This is a genomic window from Sinomonas sp. ASV322, from assembly GCF_030908245.1.
GTDB lineage: Bacteria > Actinomycetota > Actinomycetes > Actinomycetales > Micrococcaceae > Sinomonas.
This window is the reverse complement of record NZ_JAVFJJ010000003.1, coordinates 203,040-228,681: the sequence shown is the minus strand read 5'-3', so window position 1 is coordinate 228,681 and position 25,642 is coordinate 203,040. Positions and strand designations below refer to the sequence as shown.

The window sequence follows — 25,642 nt, the reverse complement described above, 5'->3', positions numbered from 1 at the left end:
TCCTTCTCTTTCTCGAAGTACAAGCACTGCTTCACTCTGCCGTGAGGCAGGGTCAGCGGCGCTTGCCCTTCTTGTCGTCCTTCACGTGGCCGCGGAAAGTCCGCGTCGGGGCGAATTCGCCGAGCTTGTGCCCGACCATCGACTCGGTGATGAAGACCGGGACGTGCTTCCGGCCGTCGTGCACGGCGATCGTGTGCCCGAGCATGTCGGGGATGATCATCGAGCGGCGGGACCAGGTCTTGATGACGTTCTTGGTGCCCTTATCGTTTTCCCGGGCGACCTTCACAAAGAGGTGCTGGTCAACGAAAGGACCCTTCTTCAGGCTGCGTGGCATGTGTCCAGGCTCCTATCGCTTGTTCTTGCCAGTACGACGACGACGGACAATGAGCTTGTCGCTCTCCTTGTTCGGGCGGCGGGTGCGGCCCTCGGGCTTGCCGTTGGGGTTGACCGGGTGGCGACCACCGGAGGTCTTGCCCTCACCACCACCGTGCGGGTGGTCGACCGGGTTCATCGCGACACCGCGCACGGTCGGGCGGACGCCCTTCCAGCGGAGGCGGCCGGCCTTGCCCCAGTTGATGTTCGACTGCTCGGCGTTGCCGACCTCGCCGACGGTCGCGCGGCAGCGCACGTCGACGTTGCGGACCTCGCCCGACGGCAGGCGGAGCTGCGCGTAGCGGCCCTCCTTGGCGACGAGCTGGACCGAGGCACCCGCGGAGCGGGCGAGCTTGGCGCCGCCACCCGGGCGGAGCTCGACGGCGTGGATGACCGTACCGACCGGGATGTTGCGGAGCGGCAGGTTGTTGCCGGGCTTGATGTCGGCGTCCGGACCGGACTCGACGAAGTCGCCCTGGGCGAGCTTGTTCGGCGCGATGATGTAGCGCTTCGTGCCGTCCGTGAAGTGGAGGAGCGCGATGCGAGCCGTGCGGTTCGGGTCGTACTCGATCTCCGCGACGCGGGCGTTGACGCCGTCCTTGTCGTGGCGACGGAAGTCGATCAGACGGTACTGGCGCTTGTGCCCGCCACCCTTGTGGCGCGTCGTGATGCGACCCGTGTTGTTGCGGCCGCCCTTCTTGGGGAGCGGGCGAACCAGAGACTTCTCCGGCGTCGAGCGCGTGATTTCTGCGAAGTCGGCCACGCTCGAGCCGCGGCGGCCCGGGGTAGTCGGCTTGTAGTTACGGATTCCCATTTACCTGTTCCTCGTTAAAGTGGTCTCCGCTCAGGCGAGCGGACCGCCGAAGATGTCGATTGTGGCGCCGTCCTTGAGAGTGACGATCGCACGCTTGGTGCTCTTGCGCTGCCCCCAGCCGAACTTGGTGCGCTTGCGCTTGCCCGCCCGGTTGAGCGTGTTGACCGAGTCGACCTTGACCGAGAAGATCTGCTCGACCGCGTTCTTGATCTCGGACTTGTTGGAGCGCGGGTCCACCAGGAAGGTGTACTGGCCCTCGTCGATCAGCCCGTAGCTCTTCTCGGAGACAACCGGAGCGATGATGACGTCGCGCGGGTCCTTGTAGCTCGATGCAGTCACTTGGAGGTCTCCTCGTTCTTGGGCGCCCGATCGGCGACGAACGCGTCGAAGGCCGCCTTGGTGAACACCACATCGTCGGAGACCAGCACGTCGTACGTGTTGAGCTGGTCGGCGTAGAGAGCGTGGACCTCGGTGAGGTTGCGGACCGAGAGGGCCGCGTGCTCCTCGGCGCGCTCGAGGACGACAAGGATGTTCTTGCGGTCGGTGATGGACTTCAGGATGGCCATAGCACCCTTGGTGCTCGGCTTCTCGCCACCGGCGAGCGACTCCACGACGTGGATGCGGCCGTTGCGGGCGCGATCCGAGAGGGCGCCACGGAGAGCGGCGGCCTTCATCTTCTTGGGGGTCCGCTGCGAGTAGTCACGCGGGGTCGGGCCGTGGACAACGCCACCGCCGGTCATGTGCGGGGCGCGCACCGAACCCTGGCGGGCGCGGCCGGTGCCCTTCTGCTTGAACGGCTTGCGGCCGGCGCCGGCGACCTCGCCGCGGTTCTTCACCTTGTGCGTGCCCTGGCGTGCAGCGGCCAGCTGGGCGACGACGACCTGGTGCAGAAGCGGGACGTTGGTCTGGACGTCGAAGATCTCGGCGGGGAGATCGACCTTCACAGTTGCGTTAGCCATGAGTTCAGGCTCCCTTCACAGCGGTGCGGACGAGGACGACCGAGCCGCGGGCGCCGGGGAGGGCACCCTTGATGAGGAGCAGCGAGTTCTCGGCGTCGACGGCGTGGACCGTGAGGTTGAGCGTCGTCTGACGCTCGTTGCCCATGCGGCCAGCCATGCGGAGCCCCTTGAAGACGCGGCCCGGGGTGGCGCAAGCACCGATGGAACCGGGCTTGCGGTGGTTCTTGTGGGCACCGTGCGAGGCGGAGACACCGGCGAAGCCGTGGCGCTTCATGACACCAGCGAAGCCCTTGCCCTTGGTCGTGCCGACGACGTCGATCTTCTGACCGGCGGCGAACTGCTCGACGGAGAGCTCCTGGCCGAGCGAGTAGGTCTCGGCGTCCGCGGTGCGGACCTCGACGACGTGGCGGCGCGGGGTCACGCCAGCCTTCTCGAAGTGGCCGGCGAGCGGCTTGGTGACCTTGCGGGGATCGATCTGGCCGTAGCCGATCTGAACGGCCGTGTAGCCGTCGGTCTCAGCGTTGCGGAGCTGGGTCACGACGTTCGTGTCAGCCTTGACGACAGTGACGGGGATGACGTTGTTGTTCTCGTCCCAGACCTGGGTCATGCCGAGCTTCGTGCCCAGCAGGCCCTTGACGTTGCGGGTTGCGGTCATAGTTCTCTCAGCACCTCCCTACTAGAGCTTGATCTCGATGTTGACGTCGGCCGGCAGGTCGAGACGCATGAGCGAGTCGACGGCCTTGGGCGTCGGGTCGATGATGTCGATCAGCCGCTTGTGCGTGCGCATCTCGAAGTGCTCGCGGCTGTCCTTGTACTTGTGCGGAGAGCGGATCACGCAGTACACGTTCTTCTCCGTGGGCAGCGGCACGGGGCCGACCACCGTTGCGCCTGCGCGCGTGACCGTCTCAACGATCTTCCGGGCCGAAGTATCGATGACCTCGTGGTCATACGACTTCAGCCGGATGCGGATCTTCTGTCCCGCCATATCCTCAACTCGCATTCAGTCGGTGCACTGTTCGGTTTCAGCTATCCGTGGCTGCCGAGGCATTCAAGGTCGTAACCACCACAGGCCGCACTGGCTGAATCCGGAGTCTCCGGGTTCCTCAACCAGCCGACCATCCGACCCCCGCGGTCGGGCGTGTCGCGATTTTCGCACGCACGTATCCGTAGCTCATTGCGGAGGTGGGTCATATTTGGGCTCCAGCCTGGACCCTGCACCCGGCATTATCCGGATCGGGACGCGAAGGAGCGCTTGAACAACTCATCTAGTGTGCCAGAGATCCATCGAGAAGACCAATCGACGCCGCACGCCCCATCCTCGCGGCACGGACCCCGCCCCGGCCTCCCGCCCCCGCCTTCGCGATCGTCAACCTCCAACGGTGGCCCTCCGCCGCGGGCGGCGCGATGATAGGCCCATGCCGCCCACCGCCGTCGACCGCTTGGCAGCCCTGCTCCCACAGGACTTCTCGCTCGGCGTCGCGACGGCGGCGTTCCAGATCGAGGGGGCGGTCGACGACGATGGCCGCGGACCGTCCGGCTGGGACGAGTTCGCGCATCGGCCCGGCGTCATCGCGGGCGGCGCCTCCCCCGCCGTCGCCGCCGACCACTATCACCGCATGGAGGAGGACCTCGCCCTCGTCGAGCGCCTCGGCGTCGACGCGTATCGCCTCTCGATCTCGTGGCCACGCGTCCAGCCGGACGGTCGCGGACCGTGGAACGAGAAGGGCTGGGCGTTCTACGATCGCATCCTGGATCGCCTCCTGGCGGCGGGAATTCGGCCGGTCGTGACGCTCTACCATTGGGACACTCCCCTGCCGTTAGAGCACGACGGCGGCTGGCTCGCCCGGGCGACCGCGGAACGCTTTGCCGAGTACGCGGCCGAGGCGGGACGCCGGTTCGGAGACAGGGTCTCGCAATGGGTCACCGTCAACGAACCCGTCACCGTCACCCTCAACGGCTACGGGCTCGGCATCCACGCACCCGGTCGCGAGCTCCTGTTCGGGGCACTGCCGTGCGTCCACCACCAGCTGCTGGCCCATGGGCTCGCCGCCCAGGCGCTCCGCGCGGCCGGCGTCGTTGGCGGCGTCGGCATCACGAACCTGCACGCGCCCGTGTTTCCCGATTCGCGCCACCCCCTCGACCGCCTGCACGCGGGGGTCTTCGACCTCATCTTCAATCGGCTCTACGCGGACCCCGTGCTGCTCGGACGCTACCCGCGCATACCCTGGCTCACGCGCCGGGACTTCCGCCCCCTCGCTTCGGCCATCCGCCCCGGCGATCTGCGCATCATCCGCCAGCCGCTCGACTTCTACGGCCTCAACTACTACTACCCCCTGCGGATCGCGGCGGGCAGCGGCCCCGGCAGCGCGGCCTCGGCGGGCCACCACTCCCATCTGCCCACCCTCAAGCGCGTCCCGTTCCACCTCGCCGAATTCCCGGAGTTCCCCCGAACGGGCTTCGGCTGGCCGATCGCGCCCGGGCATATCGCGATCCAGCTCGCCGAGCTGCGGCGCCGTTACGGTCGTATGCTGCCGCCGATCGTCGTGACCGAGAACGGCGCGAGCTTCCCCGAGCCCGACCGCGCGGAGGGCCCGATCGACGACGGCCTCCGCATCGGCTATCTCGCCTCGCACCTGGAATCGGCGCTCCTCGCGGTGCGTCCCGGCGGACCGGCGGAAGGCGTGCGCCTCATGGGCTGGTTCGTGTGGACGCTCCTGGACAACTTCGAGTGGGCCGCGGGCTATTCGCAGCGCTTCGGGCTCGTGCACGTCGATTTCGAGACGCTCGAGCGAACGCCGAAGGCATCCTTCGAATGGCTGCGGCGGCTCAACGCGGCGCGCCGCTGACGCCGGCTATTCGTCGCGGTTGGCGCGACGAATCCGCTTGAAGCGCTCGATCTCGTTCTTGAAGTTCTTCCGCACCGTAAAGTAGCCGGCGACGAGTACGACGATGAGCGCGATGACGATGATCCAGGCCACGAGGTCCTCCGCGGAGATGAGGTGCTGTGGCCTCCTACGGTAGCAGGGTGCCTCGGGGCGAGCGTACGAGCCACCAGACCACTGCGCCGATGAGGGCGAGCCCTAGGACCCCGAGAAGCACGTACGGGTAGGCGCGCGCGGCCCAGAGGACGCACGCGAGGACGCCTAGGGCACCCCACGCCGTGAAGCGGCGTTCCGTCGTCACGACTCCCGCCGCGACGAGCACGGCGAATACCACGAGGAGCCACACCTGCTGGGCCGAGTCGCTTTCCGCGTCAAACGCGATCCACAGGGCCGTGAGGCTGCCGGCTCCGGCCGCGCCGGCAAGCCACCACCGCCCCGGACGCCGGCTCCGGGCGTAATAGCGCAGCAGGGCTAGAATGTATCCGAGCACCACGTACCATTGGGCGAGCCAGAAGAAGCTCGCCGTGTCGTCGCCCGCGAAGATCGCCCGTTGGATCGCGGCCACGCCAAGGACCGAGCCCAGCTCGGCCCCGAGCCGCCGCGTCGAGCGGGGAAGCTCGGGCACAACGACGGCACCCACCGCGAGTGCGAGCCCGGGAAGCACGACGACGGCGGGCGGCTCCCACGCGATGCGGGCCGCTGCGGCGAGGATGAGGACACCCGTCACGGCGAGGGCCCCGCGACGCACGGGGTCCGACGCGAGCGCGACGAGCGGGCCCAGACGGGCCGCGTCCTCGCGAGCCCACACCACGGCCCAGCGCAGAGCGATCCCGATGCCTGCGGGGATGGCACCGCCCACGAGCACCGGCATGAGGCCGTCCCACGGGGCCGCCTGGTCCGCGAAGACGCTGCGCCCGATCCAGATGCCCGCCCCGACCGCTGCGAGGAGTCCCAGGGGAAACGTCGCGTAGGTGACTCCGGGTGCGCGCACCCACGTCCAGCTTGCGACGAGGAGCACCAGCGAGCAGGACGCAAGCCCAACCCCCAGGACCCACGGCGCCTCAGCGAGGCCCGCGGCCGCCGAAACCAGTGCGAACGCCGCGGCCCCGGCCGTCCACGGCCAAGGAAGCCCCGCCTTGCGCCGCTCCCACCGCAGCATGCCGACGGCGTGGGCGGCGCCACCGACCGCAAGAACGAGCGCGAGACCGGTCCCGCTCAGCACGGGCGCCGCGAGAAGCTGGCCCGTGGGGAAGGCCGCGGCGGGTCCGAGCCACACGAGCACGAGAAGGGCCGCACCGACTCCGACGAATCCAGCGCGGGGACGCTCCCGGACGGTCGCGAGGACGCTCACGAGTGCGAGAAGGGACTCGACGATGAGCACCCATCGCCCGCCGCCAGCCTCGCCGCGCGCGGTGACGGCGTAGGCGATCGGAAGAGCAAGCTGGGCGACCAGTCCGCTCCAGTACGCGGCCTCGATGAACGGAAGTCCCGACGTCGTTCGTTTCAGGAGCCTCCGCACCCCGTGCTGGGCGGCGAGTCCGAACGCGAGGACCAGGCTCACGACAGTCGGCGAGGCGGTCGCGTCGTGCGCGACGAGAACGGCGAGGACAAGCGGAAGGGCCCGCGCGGCAACGAGATGGGCTCCCTTCGCCGTGCGGCCCGCGGCGAGGTAGACCATCACGGCGGAGTAGACGGCGAAGAGCCCGGCGAGGACCTCGAGGGTCCGGACGCTCCCGACGGAAAGAACGGTCCCCGCGGCCAGTCCGAAAGGCGCCGAGGCCATCGACGCGGGGCGTCGCGTCAGCACGATCCCCACGAGAGCGGTTCCCGCGGCCAACGCCACCACGAGCGTCGCGGTCGCCGGGCCGGGCGTGCCGGCAACCGCGAGGCGCAGGGCGGCAAGCGCCGCGGCGGCGAGGGAGAGCAGAGCCGACGCGTCCGCGAGGTTCCACGGAAAGGGCGAACGACGGCGGAGGCCTCGGTGCTCGGCCACGAGCGGGACGGCGAGCTGGGCGAGGAGCACGGCGGCGAGGACGTGCCATGCGGTCAGGGACTCCCCGAACACGACAAGGACCCAGCCGTCCCGCTCGACCGTGTGGAACAGGGTGAGGGCGAGCAGCGTCGCGGCGGCCCGCGCGCCCCACGCATACACCCAGCGCCGCATGCGCGGCGCAGACCGGAAGGCACACGCAGCGAGCACCCCGGCCAGCACGCCGAGGACGGTGTCTCCGGCGGCCCATCGGCCGGTCACCAGCGCGCCGCCGGCGACCGCCGCGAGGAGCAGCGGCGCCGCGATCTCCCCGACTCCCGGCTGGATGCGCGCCGAGGCTGCGCGCAGCTCGCGGGTGGGGAAGAGGCCCGCCGAGAGGGCCGCGCCCGCGAGGCACGCGAGCACGACGACGACGGCATCCACGGCGTCGGCCCAGCGCCCCGGGTGGAGGCCCAGCACGAGATTCGCCACCGCGCACACGGACGCCAGGGCGGATACCACCGCGGTTCGCGCGAACTCTGTGCGGCCACGCAAACCGGCAACCGCGCTCCCGATGAGCTGAAGTGCGGCCGTCCCCGCGACGGCGCCGGAGATCACAGCCGACCGCTCCCCCGTCGGCATCGCGGAAGGGAGGACGACGTCGACGACGGCGGGCACCGCGACGATCGACGCCAACCTCGCCGCCGCGAGGAGCTGGGCAGGCCTCCACGACGAACGGGCCGCGGACCGCGGATCGGACCATCCAGCACGCATGAGCCAAAACAGCATCCCCCACCCGGTGAGGACGGCATAATGGGCAGGCGTTTCGGTGCCCCGCGCGACCACCGCGAACGCGAAGGCGGCGATCGCGGCGAACTCTCCAGCACGGCCGTGCCACCACGCGATGAACTGGGCGGAGAGCACCAGCAGGACCGTCGCGGCGAACGCCGCACCCGCAGCACCGGATCCGCGAAGTGTCTCCTCCGCCATCACGAAGATTGCGATGACGAGCTGCACCCCGGAGGCCATGAGCTGTTCGGCGACGACGGCCCGCGGAGAGACGCGGAGCGCCGCGACGAGGCGTCGCTCCACAAGACCGGCCGCGACGATCAGAACGGCCGACATCGCGCTCGCGGCGAGGGCCCCCGCTTCGAAGGCACGAGCGTCGGGCCCGAGGAACCCAGCATCCGCGGCCTGGGCGAACCCTGTGCCGGCGGCGACGATCGCCGTCGTCCTCGCCGCCCACCACGATCCCCGCCGCACGAAGCGGGGACCGCGAATCACAGCCGCGACCACGAAGTAGCCAGACATGGCGGCGACGAGTCCAGGGTACTGCCACCGTTCGAGATTCGCTGCGGCCAGCGTGGCAGCGCAGAACGTCGCGGGGGCGATGAACGGATGCAGGCGTACGACGGAACGCAGCATGATGGGCGGAATCCAGCGGGGGCGGAGAACCGTCGCGAGCCCGAGGACGACTGCCACCGCAAGCACCGCGGCGAAGTCAGCGGCCAAAGCGCCGCTCAGAACCGATGCACCGGACCATGCCGCGGAGAAGACAAACGTGAGCGAAAGGTAGACGAGCACGCGACTCGCGAGACGGACGGCAGCAACGGCGAACGCGGCGAAACCCGCCACGCTGGTCACGAGCCACGTCATGGCGGGGCTGTGCACAAGGATGACGTCGACCGCGAGCCCGACGACGGGGACAAGGGCGAGCCCCGTTCCCGTGAACGCGACAGCTGCGGGACGCAGTCGCGGAACACGCGCATGGACGGCGAGTCCGGCGCCATAGAAGAGGGCCGTGAGTGCGCCAAGCCCGGCAAGGCGCACCGGCGCCGCCGTGGCGCTCGCAAGGAACAGGGCAGCGGCGGCAACGATCAGCAGTGATGCGGCGTAGAGCGCGAGGTTCGCGTTCTGGACGCCGCGGCGCCGGCGACGGCGGTCCTCCTCCGCCGCGGAAGCGCGCATCGACGCCGAACGGAAGACGGGCGGGCCCGCGGGAACGCTCCCCTGCACGGGCCGTGGGGCTGTCGACCCAGGGCCGAACACGGCCGGTGCCACAGCGGGAGAGCCGTCCGTAGGCACCTGCTCGGGGATAGGCCCCGGGGCTTGAGCGGGCCGGCCAGCCAGTGCAGCTCCGGCAACGGCAGCCGACACCGCTCCAGACGCGCCCGAGAGCGCCGCTGGCGGGGGGACCGTCGCAGCGCCCGCGGGCCCTCCCCTTCTTGGACCGGAGTCGTGGACGCCCTGCTCCCAGCCGGCCCGGTGGCCGTCGAAGTAGCCAGCTCGATGGCCCTCGCGATAGCCGGCAAGGCGACCCGCGTCGAATCCCTCGCGGTAGGCGTCCTCGGCCTCGGGCGTACGTCCGTCCATGCTTTCTCCCCCGTGTGCGCGACCCCGCGCTCGACACAGCGCGGTGGATTAAATCCACTTGTTGGAATAATAGGTCAAAAGAAAACCCCGCCGCAATTGATTGCGGCGGGGCTTCCGTGAACCGGCTCAGCGCCGGCGGATCGTCAAGGTCTTACTTGATGATCTTGGTAACGCGGCCCGAGCCAACGGTGCGGCCACCCTCGCGGATGGCGAAGCCGAGGCCCTCTTCCATAGCGATCGGCTGGATGAGCGCAACGGTCATCTCAGTGTTGTCGCCGGGCATGACCATCTCGGTGCCCTCGGGGAGGGTGATGACGCCGGTCACGTCCGTGGTACGGAAGTAGAACTGCGGGCGGTAGTTCGAGTAGAACGGGTTGTGACGCCCACCCTCGTCCTTGGAGAGGATGTAGACGTTCGCCTCGAAGTCGGTGTGCGGGGTGATCGAACCCGGCTTCACGACGACCTGGCCACGCTCGACGTCCTCGCGCTTGATGCCGCGGAGCAGGAGGCCACAGTTCTCGCCGGCCCACGCCTCGTCGAGCTGCTTGTGGAACATCTCGATACCCGTGACCGTGGTCTTCTGGATCGGGCGGATGCCGACGATCTCGACCTCGGAGTTGATGGCGAGCGTGCCACGCTCGGCGCGGCCGGTGACGACGGTGCCACGACCGGTGATCGTGAAGACGTCCTCGATCGGCATGAGGAACGGCTTGTCGCGGTCACGAACCGGGTCCGGAACGTTCTCGTCGACAGCGTCCATGAGGTCCTCGACCGACTTGACCCACTTGGGGTCGCCCTCGAGAGCCTTGAGGCCGGAGACGCGGACAACCGGAGCGTTGTCGCCGTCGAAGCCCTGCGAGGAGAGGAGCTCGCGCACCTCCATCTCGACGAGGTCAAGAAGCTCCTCGTCGTCGACCATGTCAGCCTTGTTCAGCGCGACCAGGAGGTACGGAACGCCGACCTGGCGGGCAAGGAGGACGTGCTCGCGGGTCTGCGCCATCGGACCGTCGGTCGCGGCGACCACGAGGATCGCGCCGTCCATCTGAGCCGCACCGGTGATCATGTTCTTGATGTAGTCGGCGTGGCCCGGAGCGTCGACGTGAGCGTAGTGACGCTTCTCCGTCTGGTACTCGATGTGGGCGATGTTGATCGTGATACCGCGCTGGCGCTCCTCGGGAGCGGCGTCGATCGACGAGAAGTCGCGCTTCTCGTTCAGGTCCGGGTACTTGTCGGCAAGCACCTTGGAAATGGCAGCGGTCAACGTGGTCTTACCGTGGTCAACGTGACCGATGGTGCCGATGTTGACGTGCGGCTTAGTCCGCTCGAACTTTGCCTTCGCCACTGGTTCCTCCTAGAAGGTTCTTAAGAAGACTGCCTCCAGCCGCGCTTGTCGCAACTGAAACTCTTGCAAGTCTACTTGGGGCTGTATCTTTCATGAAATTCGCGGGGCTACCGGCCCCACACGGGCGGCGGGGGCCCGCCGTCGTCCGCTTTCGGGGCGAATATCCCGAAAGGTCGACGGCGGGCTCACCGCCTTCCAGAACTACTCGCCGCGCGACTTCTGGATGATCTCGTCGGCAACGGCCTTCGGGACCTCGGAGTAGCTGTCGAACTGCATCGAGTAGACAGCGCGGCCCTGAGTCTTCGAACGGAGGTCGCCGATGTAGCCGAACATCTCGGACAGCGGGACGAGCGCGCGGATGACCTTCACGCCGACCGCGTCCTCCATGGACTGGATCTGGCCACGGCGCGAGTTGAGGTCGCCGATGACGTCGCCCATGTAGTCCTCGGGAGTACGGACCTCGACCGCCATGAGCGGCTCGAGGAGCACCGGGTTGGCGCGGCGCGCACCCTCCTTGAACACCTGCGAGCCGGCGATCTTGAACGCCATTTCCGAGGAGTCGACGTCGTGGTAGGCACCGTCGGTGAGCGACGCCTTCACGCCGACCATCGGGTAGCCGGCGAGGATGCCGAACTGCATGGCGTCCTGGATGCCGGCGTCGACCGACGGGATGTACTCGCGCGGGACGCGACCACCCGTGACGGCGTTCACGAACTCGTAGAACGTGCCCTCGGCCGTGTCGAGCGGCTCGAACGTGACCTGCACCTTGGCAAACTGGCCGGAACCGCCAGTCTGCTTCTTGTGCGTGTAGTCGACCTTCTCGACCTTCTTCTTGATGGTCTCGCGGTACGCGACCTGCGGCTTGCCCACATTGGCCTCGACCTTGAACTCGCGGCGCATGCGGTCCACGAGGATGTCGAGGTGGAGCTCGCCCATGCCGCCGATCTCGGTCTGGCCGGTCTCCTCGTTCTGCGTGACGGTGAACGTCGGATCCTCGGCGGACAGCTTCTGGATGGCCGTCGAGAGCTTCTCCTGGTCACCCTTCGTCTTCGGCTCGATGGCCACGAAGATGACCGGCTCCGGGAACGTCATCGACTCGAGGACGATCGGGGCGTTGACGTCGCACAGCGTGTCGCCCGTCGTGGTGTCCTTGAGGCCGATCACGGCGTAGATGTGGCCAGCGTGGAGCTCCTCGACGGGGTTCTCCTTGTTGGCGTGCATCTGGAAGAGCTTGCCGAGGCGCTCCTTCTTGCCCTTCGTGGAGTTGAGCACCTGGAGGCCCGACGTCGCCTTCCCCGAGTAAACACGGATGAAGTTGAGCTGGCCGAAGAACGGGTGCGCCGCAATCTTGAACGCGAGGGCCGAGAACGGCTCGGACTCGCTCGGCTTGCGGGTCAGCTCGATCGACTCGTCCTTCGGGTCGTGGCCGATCATCGCGGGCACGTCGAGGGGGGCGGGCAGGTAGTCGATGACCGCGTCGAGCATCGGCTGGACACCGCGGTTCTTGAACGCGGAACCGCAGAACACCGGGTAGATCTCGGAGTTGACCGTGAGCTTGCGGACGCCCGCCTTGAGCTCCTCGACGGTGAGCTCTTCGCCCTCGAGGTACTTCTCCATGAGCTCCTCGGTGGCCTCAGCAACCGTCTCGACGAGCTGGTGGCGGTACTCCTCGGCCTTCTCCTGGAGGTCCGCGGGGACCTCCTGGACCTCATAGGCAGCACCCATGGTCACGTCGCCCTTGGCGTCGCCGGGCCACACAAGGGCCTTCATGGTGAGCAGGTCGACGACACCGACGAAGTCGTTCTCGGCACCGATCGGAAGCTGCATGACGAGCGGCTTCGCGCCGAGGCGCTTCACGATCGTGTCGACCGTGAAGTAGAAGTCGGCGCCGAGCTTGTCCATCTTGTTGACGAAGCAAATGCGCGGCACGTCGTACTTGTCCGCCTGGCGCCACACCGTCTCCGACTGGGGCTCAACGCCCTCCTTGCCGTCGAAGACCGCAACGGCACCGTCGAGCACGCGCAGCGAGCGCTCAACCTCGACCGTGAAGTCCACGTGGCCGGGGGTGTCGATGATGTTGATCTGGTTCTGGTTCCAGAAGCAGGTCACGGCGGCAGACGTGATGGTGATGCCGCGCTCCTTCTCCTGCTCCATCCAGTCGGTCGTCGAAGCACCGTCGTGCGTCTCGCCGATCTTGTGGTTCACGCCCGTGTAGAAGAGGATGCGCTCGGTCGTGGTGGTCTTGCCGGCATCGATGTGCGCCATGATGCCGATGTTGCGGACCTTGCTGAGGTCGGTAAGCACGTCGAGTGCCACGGTGTCTCCTATGTTGTCCCGTGCAGGGTTGTCCGTTGTAGGCTGCGCATTCGCCGCCGGCCCTCGTGGGGCCGGCGGCGAATGAAGCGATTACCAGCGGTAGTGAGCGAAGGCCTTGTTCGACTCGGCCATCTTGTGCGTGTCTTCGCGGCGCTTGACCGCGGCACCGAGGCCGTTCGAGGCGTCCAGGATCTCGTTCTGGAGGCGCTCGGTCATCGTCTTCTCGCGGCGGGCCTTCGAGTAGCCCACGAGCCAGCGGAGGGCCAGCGCCGTCGCGCGGCCCGGCTTGACCTCGACCGGAACCTGGTAGGTCGCGCCGCCGACGCGGCGGGACTTGACCTCGAGGGTCGGGCGGACGTTGTCCATGGCCTTCTTGAGCGCGGCGACGGGGTCGGCGCCGGTCTTCTGGCGTGCACCCTCAAGGGCGCCGTAGACGATGCGCTCGGCCGTGGACTTCTTGCCGTCCACGAGGACCTTGTTGATGAGCTGCGTGACGAGCGGCGAGCCGTAGACGGGGTCGACGACGAGCGGGCGCTTCGGGGCAGGACCCTTGCGAGGCATTACTTCTTCTCCTTCTTCGCGCCGTAGCGGCTGCGGGCCTGCTGACGGTTCTTGACGCCCTGCGTGTCGAGTGCACCGCGGACAATCTTGTAGCGGACACCGGGGAGGTCCTTCACGCGGCCGCCGCGGACGAGCACGATCGAGTGCTCCTGCAGGTTGTGGCCGACACCCGGGATGTACGCGGTGACCTCGACGCCGCCGTTGAGGCGGACACGGGCCACCTTGCGGAGGGCCGAGTTCGGCTTCTTCGGCGTGGTCGTGTACACGCGGGTGCACACGCCGCGGCGCATGGGGCTGCCCTTGAGGGCAGGAGCCTTGGTCTTGGAGACCTTCGGCGTGCGGCCCTTGCGGACCAGCTGCTGAATAGTAGGCACTTTCGTGTTCTCCGTACTTCGTTGAACTTCGCCCGGGCAGGCTCACCCAAAGGCCGGGCGTGCCGCGACGAGCATTGACGGTCGATTCACACTTCGCTGCGGTGTTCGACCGTAGGCGTGCGAAAGTGTGGCATTTGTCGCGCATCAAACCCGCAACCCGGAAACAGGCTCCATCCGCGCTCTCGCGCGAGCGGCCATCATCCTCTGCCACACAGAAACAATCGTAGAAATGGTAGCACGCGGGTCAGGACTCCCCCTAAACGGGCCCCACCCCCGCCCATCCAAGGGTCACCACCCGCGGGTCCGCGCCCGTTCAAGGGTCACCACCCGCGGGTCCGCGCCCGCCCAGGGGTCACCTCCCGCGGGTCCGCGCCCGCCCAGGGGTCACCACCCGCGGGTCCGCGCCCGCCCAGGGGTCACCACCCGCGGGTCCGCGCCCGCCCAGGGGTCACCACCCGCGGGTCCGCGCCCGTTCAAGGGTCACCACCCGCGGGTCCGCGCCCGTTCAAGGGTCACCTCCCGCGGGTCCGCGCCCGCCCAGGGGTCACCTCCCGCGGGTGCGCGGCCGTTCAAGGGTCACCACCCGCGGGTGGCCGCCGCCTCAGGGGACGACGGCGCAGCTCGCCCGGGCGGCAGGCGTCGTCGCCCATTGCTCGGCACCCACCGAAGGTGACCCCCAAACGCCCCACCACCCACCGAAGGTGACCCCCAAACGCCCCACCACCCACCGAAGGTGACCCCCAAACGCCCCACCACCCCCCGAAGGTGACCCCCACACGGCCGCGCGGCCGGCACCCCCGAGGGGGTACCGGCCGCGCGGAGTGGGCGAGCGCCGTCGTCGTCCGTCTCAGGAGAGGACGACGACGGCGGGACCGTCAGCGGTAGTCGCTGCCGCCCAGGTCGTAGTCGTCGAGCGGGATCGCGTGGAACTCCTGGACGCCGTCGCCGTTCAGCGGGTCGTACGCGAAGTCGCTGAACGCGCTCGGACCCGTGAACAGGGTGGCTTTCGCCTCCTCGGTCGGCTCAACCGCGATCTCCGTGTACCGGGGAAGACCCGTGCCGGCGGGGATGAGCTTGCCGATGATGACGTTCTCCTTGAGGCCCAGCAGCGGGTCGCTCTTCGCCTCCATGGCCGCCTGCGTGAGGACGCGGGTGGTCTCCTGGAAGGACGCGGCCGAGAGCCAGGACTCCGTGGCGAGCGACGCCTTGGTGATGCCCATGAGCTCGGGACGGCCGGAGGCCGGCTTCTTGCCCTCGGACACGACGCGGCGGTTCTCGTCGCGGTAGCGGCGCGCCTCGGCGAGCTCGCCAGGGAGCAGCTCCGTGTCGCCCGACTCGATGACGGTGACGCGGCGCAGCATCTGGCGGACGATGACCTCGACGTGCTTGTCGTGGATGCCGATGCCCTGCGAGCGGTACACGCCCTGGACCTCGTCGACGAGGAACTTCTGCGCCTCGCGCGGGCCCTGGATGCGGAGCACCTGCTTCGGGTCGACCGGGCCGTTGACGAGCTTCTGCCCGACCTCGACGTGCTGGCCTTCCTCGACGAGGAGGCGCGCACGGCGCGACACGGGGTACGCGATCTCCTCGGTGCCGTCGTCCGGCGTGAGGACGATGCGGAGCTGCTTCTCCGTATCCTCGATCGCGACCCGGCCCGCGGCCTCGGAGATCGGAGCCACACCCTTCGGGGTGCGGGCTTCGAAGAGCTCCTGGATACGCGGGAGGCCCTGCGTGATGTCCTCGCTGCCGGACGCCGAGACGGCGCCACCGGTGTGGAACGTACGCATCGTGAGCTGGGTGCCCGGCTCGCCGATCGACTGCGCGGCGATGATGCCGACCGCCTCGCCGATGTCCACGAGCTTGCCGCTCGCAAGCGAACGGCCATAGCACTTCGCGCACGTGCCGACCGCCGACTCACACGTCAGGACGGAACGGACGCGCAGCTCGGTGATGCCCGACTCGATGAGGCGGTCGATGAGCACGTCGCCCAGATCCGCGCCGCCCTCGGCGAGCACGTTGCCCTCGGAGTCGACGACGTCGACCGCGAGGGTGCGGGTGTACACCGTGTTCTCGACGTTCTCCTCGCGCACGAGCTCGCCGTTGTGGTCCGCGATGGCGATCGGGACGATGAGGCCGCGCTCGGTGCCGCAGTCCTCCTCGCGCACGATGACGTCCTGCGAGACATCGACGAGACGACGCGTGAGGTAACCCGAGTTGGCCGTACGGAGAGCCGTGTCGGCGAGACCCTTGCGCGCACCGTGCGTCGCGATGAAGTACTCGAGGACCGAGAGGCCCTCACGGTACGAGGACTTGATCGGACGCGGGATGATCTCACCCTTCGGGTTCGCCACGAGGCCGCGGATACCCGCGATCTGGCGGACCTGCATCCAGTTACCACGTGCGCCCGAGGAGACCATGCGGTTGATGGTGTTCATCTTCGGCATGGACTCGCGCATGACGCCCGCGATCTCGGTGGTCGCCTTGTCCCAGATCTCGATGAGCTCGGAGCGGCGCTCCTCGTCGTCGATGAGACCCTTGTCGTACTGGCTCTGGATCTTCGCCGCACGATCCTCGTAGCCGGCCAGGATGGCTGGCTTCGCGGCAGGCACGGCGATGTCCGAGATGGCCACCGTGACGCCCGAGCGGGTCGCCCAGTGGAAGCCGGCGTCCTTGAGGTTGTCGAGCGTGGCCGCGACGACGACCTTCGGGTAGCGCTCCGCGAGGTCGTTGACGATCTTGGACAGCTGGCCCTTGTCCGCAACAGCCTCGACCCACGGGTAGTCCGCGGGCAGGGTCTCGTTGAAGATGACCTGGCCGAGCGACGTGTCGACGAGCGCGGGCTCGCCGGGCTCCCAGCCCTCGGGCGCAGGAGCCTCCGCCGACGGGACAAAGCCCTCGAGGCGGATCTTGATCTGCGCGTTGAGGTGCAGCTCGCGGTTGTCGTACGCCATGATCGCCTCGGCCACCGAGGAGAACACCCGGCCCTCGCCGGCAGCACCCTCACGCTTGGTCGTGAGGTGGTACAGGCCGATGATCATGTCCTGCGACGGGAGCGTCACGGGACGCCCGTCCGACGGCTTCAGGATGTTGTTCGAGGACAGCATGAGGATGCGGGCCTCGGCCTGGGCCTCCGGGCTCAGCGGAAGGTGGACAGCCATCTGGTCGCCGTCGAAGTCGGCGTTGAACGCCGCGCACACGAGCGGATGGAGCTGGATGGCCTTGCCCTCGACGAGCTGCGGCTCGAACGCCTGGATGCCGAGGCGGTGGAGGGTAGGTGCGCGGTTGAGCAGCACCGGGTGCTCGGTGATGATCTCCTCGAGCACGTCCCACACCTGCGGACGGTAGCGCTCGACCATGCGCTTGGCGCTCTTGATGTTCTGCGCGTGGTTGAGGTCCACGAGCCGCTTCATGACGAACGGCTTGAAGAGCTCGAGCGCCATCTGCTTGGGCAGGCCGCACTGGTGCAGCTTGAGCTGCGGGCCGACGACGATGACCGAACGGCCCGAGTAGTCGACGCGCTTGCCGAGCAGGTTCTGGCGGAACCGGCCCTGCTTGCCCTTGAGCATGTCCGACAGCGACTTGAGCGGACGGTTGCCGGGGCCCGTGACCGGGCGGCCGCGGCGGCCGTTGTCGAACAGCGAGTCGACAGCTTCCTGCAGCATGCGCTTCTCGTTGTTGACGATGATCTCCGGCGCACCGAGGTCAAGCAGTCGCTTGAGGCGGTTGTTGCGGTTGATCACGCGACGGTACAGGTCGTTGAGGTCGGAGGTCGCGAAGCGGCCACCGTCGAGCTGGACCATCGGGCGCAGCTCCGGCGGGATCACCGGGACGGCGTCGAGGACCATGCCCTGCGGCTTGTTGTCCGTCGTGAGGAACGCGTTGACGACCTTGAGGCGCTTGAGCGCACGGGTCTTGCGCTGCCCCTTGCCGTTCTGGATGATGTCGCGAAGGTTCTCCGCCTCGGCCTCGAGGTCGAAGGCCTGGAGGCGACGCTGGATCGCCTCGGCGCCCATCGAGCCCTCGAAGTACATGCCGTAGCGGTCGCGGAGCTCGCGGTAGAGCGCCTCGTCTCCCTCGAGGTCGGCGACCTTGAGGTTCTTGAAGCGGTCCCACACGGCCTCGAGACGCTCGATGTCGGCGTCCGCACGCTTGCGGATCGTCGCCATCGTCTTGTCGGCGGAGTCGCGGACCTTCTTCTTGTCCGCGGCCTTGGCGCCCTCGGCCTCGAGCTTGCCGAGCTCCTCCTCGAGGTCGCGGGCGACGGCGGCGATGTCGGCGTCGCGCGCGTCGACGAGCTGCTTCTTCTCAAGGTCGTGCTCGGCCTGGAGGTTCGGCAGCTGCTCGTGGCGGCGCGCGTCGTCGACGCTCGTGATCATGTACGCGGCGAAGTAGATGACCTTCTCAAGGTCCTTCGGGGCGAGGTCGAGCAGGTAGCCCAGACGCGACGGGACGCCCTTGAAGTACCAGATGTGGGTCACGGGGGCGGCGAGCTCGATGTGGCCCATCCGCTCGCGGCGCACCTTGGCGCGCGTGACCTCGACGCCACAGCGCTCACAGATGATGCCCTTGAAGCGGACGCGCTTGTACTTGCCGCAGTAGCATTCCCAGTCCCGGGACGGGCCGAAGATCTTCTCGCAGAAGAGGCCATCCTTCTCGGGCTTGAGCGTGCGGTAGTTGATGGTTTCCGGCTTCTTGACCTCGCCGTGCGACCAGTTGCGGATGTCTTCCGCGGTGGCGAGGCCGATCTGCATGAGGCCGAAGGAGGATTCGCTGGACAATATGGTCCCTGTTCTCTCGTTCTCTAAGTCGTTCGTAACGCCGATACGTGAAGGACTAGACCTCTTCGACCGAGCTGGGCTCGTCGCGGGAGAGGTCGATGCCCAGTTCCTCCGCAGCGGTGAACACCGCGTCGTCGGAGTCGCGCATCTCGATCGTCTGGCCGTCGGTGGAGAGGACCTCCACGTTCAGGCACAGGGACTGCATTTCCTTGATGAGGACCTTGAAGGACTCGGGAACGCCAGGCTCGGGGATGTTCTCCCCCTTGACGATCGCCTCGTAGACCTTCACACGTCCGTGGATGTCGTCAGACTTGATGGTGAGGAGCTCCTGGAGCGTGTACGCCGCGCCATAGGCCTCGAGCGCCCACACCTCCATCTCGCCGAAGCGCTGGCCGCCGAACTGTGCCTTACCACCGAGCGGCTGCTGGGTGATCATCGAGTACGGGCCGGTCGACCGAGCGTGGATCTTGTCGTCGACGAGGTGGTGGAGCTTCAGGATGTACATGTAGCCCACGGAGATCGGGTCCGGGAACGGCTCGCCCGAACGGCCATCGAACAGCTGGGCCTTGCCCGAGGAGTTGATGAGCCGATCGCCGTCGCGCGTGACGTTCGTCGAGTCGAGGAGACCCACGATCTCTTCCTCGCGCGCACCGTCGAACACCGGGGTCGCGACCTTCTGGTTCGGGCCGGTCTCGCGCGGGAGGTTCGGCAGGGCGTCGAGCCACTCGGGCTCGCCCTCGATCTTCCAGCCGGTCTTCGCGACCCACCCGAGGTGCGTCTCGAGGACCTGGCCGACGTTCATGCGGCCGGGGACGCCGAGCGGGTTGAGGACGACGTCGACGGGCGTTCCGTCGGCGAGGAACGGCATGTCCTCGATCGGAAGGATCTTGGAGATGACGCCCTTGTTGCCGTGGCGGCCGGCGAGCTTGTCGCCGTCCGTGATCTTGCGCTTCGCGGCCACGTAGACGCGGACAAGCTGGTTGACGCCCGGGGGCAGCTCGTCGTCGTTCTCGCGGTCGAACACGCGCACGCCGATGACCGTGCCGGACTCGCCGTGCGGGACCTTGAGGGAGGTGTCGCGGACCTCGCGGGACTTCTCGCCGAAGATCGCGCGCAGGAGGCGCTCCTCAGGGGTGAGCTCGGTCTCGCCCTTCGGGGTGACCTTGCCCACGAGGATGTCGCCAGCCTCGACCTCGGCGCCGATGTGGATGATGCCGCGCTCGTCGAGCTGGGCGAGGACCTCCTCGGAGACGTTCGGGATGTCCCGGGTGATCTCCTCTGCGCCAAGCTTCGTGTCGCGGGCGTCGATCTCGTGCTCCTCGATGTGGATCGAGGACAGGACGTCCTCGGCCACGAGGCGCTGCGAGAGGATGATCGCATCCTCGAAGTTGTGGCCCTCCCACGACATGAACGCGACGAGGAGGTTGCGGCCGAGCGCGAGCTCGCCCTGGTCCGTCGCCGGGCCGTCGGCGATGATGCCGCCGAGCTCGAGGCGGTCGCCCTCGTTGACGAGAACCCGGTGGTTGTAGCAGTTGCCCTGGTTCGAGCGGTCGAACTTGCCGATGCGGTAGTTCGTCTCCGTGCCGTCGTCGTTGAGGACGACGACGAGATCCGCGGAGACCTCGCTCACGACGCCCGGCTTTGCGGCCACGACGACGTCGCCCGCGTCAACCGCCGCCGCGCGCTCCATGCCGGTGCCGACGAACGGCGCCTCGGAGCGGACGAGCGGAACGGCCTGGCGCTGCATGTTCGCACCCATGAGGGCGCGGTTCGCGTCGTCGTGCTCGAGGAACGGGATGAGGGCGGTCGCAACCGACACCATCTGGCGCGGGGAGACGTCCATGAACTCGACCTCGTCGGCCGGGATCAGGGTCGGCTCGCCGCCGCCGCCGCGCTGGCGGACGAGGACCATGTCCTCGGCGAAGCTGCCGTCCTCGTTCAGCGGCGAGTTCGCCTGGGCGATCTGGACCTCGGCCTCGTCGTCGGCCGTGAGGTAGTCGACCTCGTCGGAGACGACGCCGTTCGTCACCTTGCGGTACGGGGTCTCGATGAAGCCGAACGGGTTGATCCGACCGTAGGACGCGAGCGAGCCGATGAGGCCGATGTTCGGGCCTTCAGGGGTCTCGATCGGGCACATGCGGCCGTAGTGCGACGGGTGGACGTCACGGACTTCCATGCCCGCGCGGTCGCGCGAGAGGCCGCCGGGGCCGAGCGCCGAGAGACGGCGCTTGTGGGTCAGGCCCGAGAGCGGGTTGTTCTGGTCCATGAACTGCGAGAGCTGGGACGTTCCGAAGAACTCCTTGATCGCGGCGACCACCGGACGGATGTTGATGAGGGTCTGCGGCGTGATCGCTTCGACGTCCTGCGTCGTCATACGCTCGCGCACGACGCGCTCCATGCGGGAGAGGCCCGTGCGGACCTGGTTCTCGATGAGCTCGCCGACGGCGCGGATGCGGCGGTTGCCGAAGTGGTCGATGTCGTCGACATCGACGCGGACCTCGATCTCCTGGCCGTCACGGACGCCCTTGATCGACTTCTCGCCGGCGTGGAGGGCCACGAGGAACTTGATCATCGCGACGATGTCCTCGATGTGGAGGACGGACGCTTCGCGGTCCGAGAGCGGGCGGTCGACGCCGAGCTTCCGGTTGATCTTGTAGCGGCCGACCTTGGCGAGGTCATAGCGCTTCGGGTTGAAGTAGAGGTTGTCGAGGAGCGACTGGGCAGCCTCGACTGTCGGCGGCTCGCCCGGGCGGAGCTTGCGGTAGATGTCGAGGAGCGCGTCCTCGCGGGTCTCCGTCGTGTCCTTCTCGAGCGTCGCGCGCATCGAGTCGTACTCGCCGAACTGCTCGAGGATCTGGCCCTCGGTCCAGCCGAGCGCCTTGAGGAGGACGGTGACCGACTGCTTGCGCTTGCGGTCGAGGCGGACGCCGACCTGGTCGCGCTTGTCGATCTCGAGCTCGAACCACGCGCCGCGCGACGGGATGATCTTCGCCGTGAAGATGTCCTTGTCGCTCGTCTTGTCTGCCGCGCGCTCGAAGTAGGCGCCCGGCGAACGGACGAGCTGCGAGACGACGACACGCTCGGTGCCGTTGACGACGAACGTGCCCTTGTCCGTCATGAGCGGGAAGTCGCCCATGAACACGGTCTGCTGCTTGATCTCGCCCGTGTTGTTGTTCATGAACTCGGCCTTGACGTACAGCGGGGCCGAGTAGGTGGCGTCGCGCTCCTTGCACTCCTCCATGGTGTACTTGGGATCCGCGAACTCAGGGTCCGAGAAGCTCAGGGACATGGTGCCCTGGAAGTCCTCGATCGGAGAGATCTCCTCGAAGATATCGGCGAGGCCGGACGTCGTCGCGACGCTCGCGTCGCCTTCCTCCGCGGCCTTCGCGACGCGCGCCTGCCAGCGCTCGTTGCCGACGAGCCAGTCAAAGGACTCGGTCTGGAGGGCCAGGAGATTCGGGACGTCGAGGGGCTCGTGAATCTTGGCGAAAGAGAGCCGGCTGCGTGCGCCGTCAGTGTTAGCGGTTTGGGTGTCAGAGGTGCTCGAGGCGACCAAGAGGGATCCTTCCACAGACCTTCAGGATTGTCCGCACCCTCCCCCAACCGTGCAGTCGCCCAGCAACTGTTCTGTTAAAAGGGCGACCGCCCACGAGCCCACCGCTATATGAAGGCTGGAGGTCAGAAAGGGAGAACGCAAAGATCCAGCATAGCTGCTTTAGGCGCGCGTGTCTAGCGCACATCTCGGCCACGGTCAAGTGGCCCCGTCCGGGGCCCCCGCAGCGACGCGTCGCAAACACTGTACACCCCGCGCGAACGTCGAAGGCCGCCACGAGATTGGCAAAAGCCGCCGGGCGTGAACGGCGGTAGCCTGAACACACGAGGGCCGCGGACCCGCGGCCATTGGCTCCTTGAGCCGACCGGTTCACAGAGCCCTCACGACGACGTGACAGGAGACGCCATGAGCAACGGCATCGACGAAGTTGTCATCCTCTCGGCCGCACGGACTCCGTTCGGCCGCCTCAACGGCCAATTGGTGACCTTCACGGCCGCTGAGCTCGGTGCCCAGGCCATCCGGGCGGCACTCGCGAGGGGCGGCGTCGAGGCGAGCGAGGTCGACGCCGTCATCATGGGACAGGTGCTCCAGGCGGGGGCGGGGCAGAACCCTGCCAGGCAGGCAGCCATCGCGGCAGGACTCGGCTGGAACATCCCCTGCGTGACGATCAACAAGGTGTGCCTCTCCGGCCTCACGGCGGTGATCGACGCCGCCCGCATGATCCGCGCCGACGACGCGACCGTCGTCGTCGCCGGCGGGCAGGAGTCCATGAGCCGCGCCCCGCATGTCCTCCCGGGATCGCGTCAGGGATGGCTGTACGGAACGGTGGGTGCCCTCGATGTCGCCGCCCACGACGGGCTCACGGACGCGTTCGACGGCCAGTCGATGGGCCTGTCGACCGAGACCCGGAACCTCACTCTCGGGATCGACCGCAAGTCCCAGGACGAGGTTGCCGTGGCGTCGCATCAACGGGCCGCGACGGCCCAGAAGGACGGCGTGTTCGACGACGAGATCGTGCCCGTGAGCGTCAAGCAGCGCAAGGGCGATCCCCTCGTGGTCACCTCCGACGAGGGCATCCGGCTCAACACAACCCTTGAGACGCTCGCCCCGCTCAAGCCGGCGTTCGCGTCGGACGGCACGATCACCGCAGGGAATTCGTCCCCGCTCTCGGACGGTGCGGCGGCCCTCGTGGTGACGAGCCGCGCGTACGCCGAGGATCACGGCCTCTCCTGGCTCGCCGTCGTCGGCAAGCCCGGGCAGGTCGCGGGACCCGACAATTCGCTCCATTCCCAGCCGGCCAACGCGATCGCACAGGCACTCTCACGGGCGGGGTGGACGACAGAGGACCTCGACTTCATCGAGATCAACGAGGCTTTCGGCTCCGTGGCCGTCCAGTCGCTCAAGGAACTCAAGTACCCGCTCGAGAAGACCAATATCCACGGCGGCGCCATTGCCCTCGGCCACCCGATCGGAGCCTCGGGGGCCCGCCTCGCGGGGCATGCGGCGCACGAGCTCGCGCGGCGTGGCTCTGGCCGGGCGGCCGTCTCGCTGTGCGGAGGCGGCGGGCAGGGCGAGGCACTCCTGCTCTACCGGGACTGAGGCGATGCGTGTGACTGAGCCGATGAGTGAGACCGAGCCGGACGACGGCGGGCACGCGCGCTTCCTCGACGACGCCGCCGCGCGCGGCCTGCGGGTCGAAGTCGTCGAGCGCGGGCGCGCACGGAGCCTCGAGGAGGCTGCGGCGATTCTCGGGATCGAGCCGCGCGAGATCGTGAAGTCCCTCGTCGTGCGGCGACCGGACGGGAGCTTCGTCTTCGCCCTCATCCCGGGAGATCGGCAGATCTCGTGGCCGAAGCTCCGGAAGCTCCTCGGAGTCAACCGGCTCTCGCTCCCGGCCGCGGACGTCGCGCTCGAGGCAACCGGCTTCGAGCGGGGCACGATCACGCCGCTTGGCTCGACGACCCCGTGGCCAGTGGTCGCGGACGAGACCATCGCGGGGCGCATCTCCGTGGGGGCCGGGCAGCACGGCCGGAGCGCGTTCGTGGACTCCGCCGAGCTGTTCCGCTCCCTCGACGCGACCGTGGCGGATATCAGCGATCCGCTCTGACCGACGCTTGGCCACGCGTCGGGCATGGGAAGGGCCCCCGGTTCCACATGGGAACCGGGGGCCCTGCTGCAGGCGCGAGGCCTGCCCGAGCAAGCGGGAGCTTACTTGAGGGTGACGGTGGCGCCAGCGGCCTCGAGGACCTCCTTGGCCTTGTCCGCCGCCTCCTTGGTGGCGCCCTCGAGGACGGCCTTGGGAGCGGAGTCGACGAGGTCCTTGGCCTCCTTGAGGCCGAGCGACGTGAGGGCGCGGACCTCCTTGATGACCGCGATCTTCTTGTCGCCAGCGGCCTCGAGGACGACGTCGAACGAGGTCTTCTCCTCCTCGACAGCGGCCTCGGCACCGCCAGCCGGGCCGGCAACGGCAACGGCAGCAGCGGTGACCTCGAAGACCTCCTCGAACTTCTTCACGAACTCGGAGAGCTCGATGATGGTGAGCTCCTTGAAGGCCTCGATCAGCTCGTCCTGGGTGAGCTTCGCCATGATTGGCGTCCTTTCATTCAGTGGCGCTTCCGAGGCAGTCCCTCAGTGCGCCGAGTGTGTGGGGTGGGGAAGAGATCAGTTCTCTTCGGCGGCGGCTTCGGCAGCGTCGGCGGGAGCCGACTCAACAGGAGCCTCGGCAGGGGCCTCGGCCTCTGCGGGGGCCTCGGCCTCGGAAGCGGCAGCAGCCGGAGCGCCGCCCTCCTCCTCGAGCTTGAGGCGCAGAGCGTCGATGATGCGCGCGGCGGCAGCCATGGGCGCCTTGAGGACGCCGGCAACCTTCGCGAGCTGCAGTTCGCGGGACTCCAGGGCGGCCAGGGCGGCCACCTCGTTCGCGTCGAGCGCCTTGCCCTCGAAGTAGCCGGTCTTGATGACCAGCTGCTTGTTCTCCTTGGCAAAGTCGGTCAGGCTCTTGGCGGCCGCAACGGCGTCACCCTTGATGAACGCGATCGCGGTCGGTCCGGCGAGCTGGCCGTCGAACGCGTCGACGCCGGCCTCCTTCGCGGCGATGGCGGTCAGGGAGTTCTTGACGACCGAGAACTTGTTCTCGGTGCCGAGCGCACGACGCAGCTTCTTGAGCTGGGCGACGGAGAGCCCACGGTATTCGGTCAGGACAGCAGCAGCCGACTCCTCGAAGTCCTTGGTGATCTCCGCAACAGCTGAGACCTTGGCAGGCGTTGCCATAACCCTCCTTCCGGGGAAACTAGGCCGATACGCGGTCCCGGAAATACGAACGCCCCGCGCAGATGCACGGGGCGTGGAGGCC

19 protein-coding genes are annotated in these 25,642 nt (G+C 68.1%); 3 read left to right on the top strand and 16 right to left on the bottom strand.

Annotated elements, in window-relative coordinates:
- Positions 1-52 precede the first annotated feature (52 nt).
- From rpsS to rpsJ, 6 genes are read right to left on the bottom strand one after another with little or no spacing between them, the layout of a single operon-like run.
- Entirely contained in the window at positions 53-334 is a 282-nt protein-coding gene (gene rpsS, locus RBS12_RS05810) for a 30S ribosomal protein S19 (protein WP_043119392.1), read from the bottom strand.
- A gap of 12 nt (positions 335-346) precedes the next feature.
- The gene (gene rplB / locus RBS12_RS05805) at positions 347-1,186 is read right to left on the bottom strand and encodes a 50S ribosomal protein L2 (RefSeq protein WP_307965127.1); all 840 of its coding nucleotides are present in this window, start codon (positions 1,184-1,186) and stop codon (positions 347-349) included.
- Positions 1,187-1,216: 30 nt separating this feature from the next.
- Positions 1,217-1,525 carry a 50S ribosomal protein L23 gene (rplW, locus tag RBS12_RS05800; protein WP_307965126.1) on the bottom strand — a complete coding sequence of 103 codons (309 nt, stop codon included), beginning with the start codon at positions 1,523-1,525 and terminating at the stop codon, positions 1,217-1,219.
- A complete protein-coding gene (rplD, locus tag RBS12_RS05795) occupies positions 1,522-2,145 on the bottom strand; it encodes a 50S ribosomal protein L4 (RefSeq protein WP_307965125.1) in 624 nt (207 codons plus the stop codon). Before rplD ends, rplW begins: the two co-directional genes overlap by 4 nt.
- 4 nt (positions 2,146-2,149) lie before the next feature.
- Positions 2,150-2,800 carry a 50S ribosomal protein L3 gene (rplC, locus tag RBS12_RS05790; protein WP_307965124.1) on the bottom strand — a complete coding sequence of 217 codons (651 nt, stop codon included), beginning with the start codon at positions 2,798-2,800 and terminating at the stop codon, positions 2,150-2,152.
- Positions 2,801-2,821: 21 nt separating this feature from the next.
- On the bottom strand, positions 2,822-3,130 hold the full coding sequence (gene rpsJ / locus RBS12_RS05785; RefSeq protein WP_043119398.1) for a 30S ribosomal protein S10: 309 nt from the start codon (positions 3,128-3,130) through the stop codon (positions 2,822-2,824).
- A gap of 430 nt (positions 3,131-3,560) precedes the next feature.
- Here rpsJ and RBS12_RS05780 point away from each other — a divergent pair, with 430 nt between their 5' ends.
- Positions 3,561-4,991 (top strand): family 1 glycosylhydrolase, encoded by a 1,431-nt coding sequence (locus RBS12_RS05780; RefSeq protein WP_307965123.1) that lies wholly within the window; start codon positions 3,561-3,563, stop codon positions 4,989-4,991.
- 6 nt (positions 4,992-4,997) lie between these two features.
- Here RBS12_RS05780 and RBS12_RS05775 read toward each other — a convergent pair whose 3' ends face one another.
- From RBS12_RS05775 to rpoB, 8 genes are all read right to left on the bottom strand, one after another.
- Positions 4,998-5,123, bottom strand: coding sequence for a hypothetical protein (locus RBS12_RS05775; RefSeq protein ID WP_307965122.1), 126 nt, complete (start codon positions 5,121-5,123; stop codon positions 4,998-5,000).
- A gap of 34 nt (positions 5,124-5,157) precedes the next feature.
- Positions 5,158-9,369, bottom strand: a complete 4,212-nt coding sequence (locus RBS12_RS05770) for a hypothetical protein (protein WP_307965121.1) — start codon at positions 9,367-9,369, stop codon at positions 5,158-5,160.
- Positions 9,370-9,520: 151 nt separating this feature from the next.
- Positions 9,521-10,711 (bottom strand): elongation factor Tu, encoded by a 1,191-nt coding sequence (gene tuf / locus RBS12_RS05765; RefSeq protein WP_307965120.1) that lies wholly within the window; start codon positions 10,709-10,711, stop codon positions 9,521-9,523.
- Between the two features lie 201 nt (positions 10,712-10,912).
- Complete coding sequence (gene fusA, locus RBS12_RS05760; protein ID WP_307965119.1) at positions 10,913-13,027, bottom strand: elongation factor G; 2,115 nt, start codon at positions 13,025-13,027, stop codon at positions 10,913-10,915.
- 90 nt (positions 13,028-13,117) lie between these two features.
- Entirely contained in the window at positions 13,118-13,588 is a 471-nt protein-coding gene (rpsG, locus tag RBS12_RS05755) for a 30S ribosomal protein S7 (RefSeq protein ID WP_307965118.1), read from the bottom strand.
- Positions 13,588-13,962, bottom strand: coding sequence for a 30S ribosomal protein S12 (gene rpsL, locus RBS12_RS05750; protein WP_043119407.1), 375 nt, complete (start codon positions 13,960-13,962; stop codon positions 13,588-13,590). Before rpsL ends, rpsG begins: the two co-directional genes overlap by 1 nt.
- Positions 13,963-14,837: 875 nt before the next feature.
- Positions 14,838-18,740: a DNA-directed RNA polymerase subunit beta' gene (locus tag RBS12_RS05745; protein WP_307965117.1), complete on the bottom strand. Its 3,903-nt coding sequence runs from the start codon at positions 18,738-18,740 to the stop codon at positions 14,838-14,840.
- Positions 18,741-18,795: 55 nt separating this feature from the next.
- Positions 18,796-22,296: a DNA-directed RNA polymerase subunit beta gene (rpoB, locus tag RBS12_RS05740; protein ID WP_307965116.1), complete on the bottom strand. Its 3,501-nt coding sequence runs from the start codon at positions 22,294-22,296 to the stop codon at positions 18,796-18,798.
- 402 nt (positions 22,297-22,698) lie between these two features.
- Between rpoB and RBS12_RS05735 the strand changes: the two genes are divergently transcribed.
- Together RBS12_RS05735 and RBS12_RS05730 are read left to right on the top strand one after the other, a co-directional pair.
- Positions 22,699-23,892: an acetyl-CoA C-acetyltransferase gene (locus RBS12_RS05735; protein WP_307965115.1), complete on the top strand. Its 1,194-nt coding sequence runs from the start codon at positions 22,699-22,701 to the stop codon at positions 23,890-23,892.
- A 22-nt stretch (positions 23,893-23,914) separates the two neighbouring features.
- Positions 23,915-24,400, top strand: coding sequence for a YbaK/EbsC family protein (locus tag RBS12_RS05730; RefSeq protein ID WP_307965114.1), 486 nt, complete (start codon positions 23,915-23,917; stop codon positions 24,398-24,400).
- Positions 24,401-24,501: 101 nt separating this feature from the next.
- Here RBS12_RS05730 and rplL read toward each other — a convergent pair whose 3' ends face one another.
- Positions 24,502-24,879 carry a 50S ribosomal protein L7/L12 gene (gene rplL, locus RBS12_RS05725; RefSeq protein ID WP_307965113.1) on the bottom strand — a complete coding sequence of 126 codons (378 nt, stop codon included), beginning with the start codon at positions 24,877-24,879 and terminating at the stop codon, positions 24,502-24,504.
- 75 nt (positions 24,880-24,954) lie between these two features.
- On the bottom strand, positions 24,955-25,560 hold the full coding sequence (gene rplJ, locus RBS12_RS05720; protein ID WP_307965112.1) for a 50S ribosomal protein L10: 606 nt from the start codon (positions 25,558-25,560) through the stop codon (positions 24,955-24,957).
- Between the last annotated feature and the right edge of the window lie 82 nt (positions 25,561-25,642).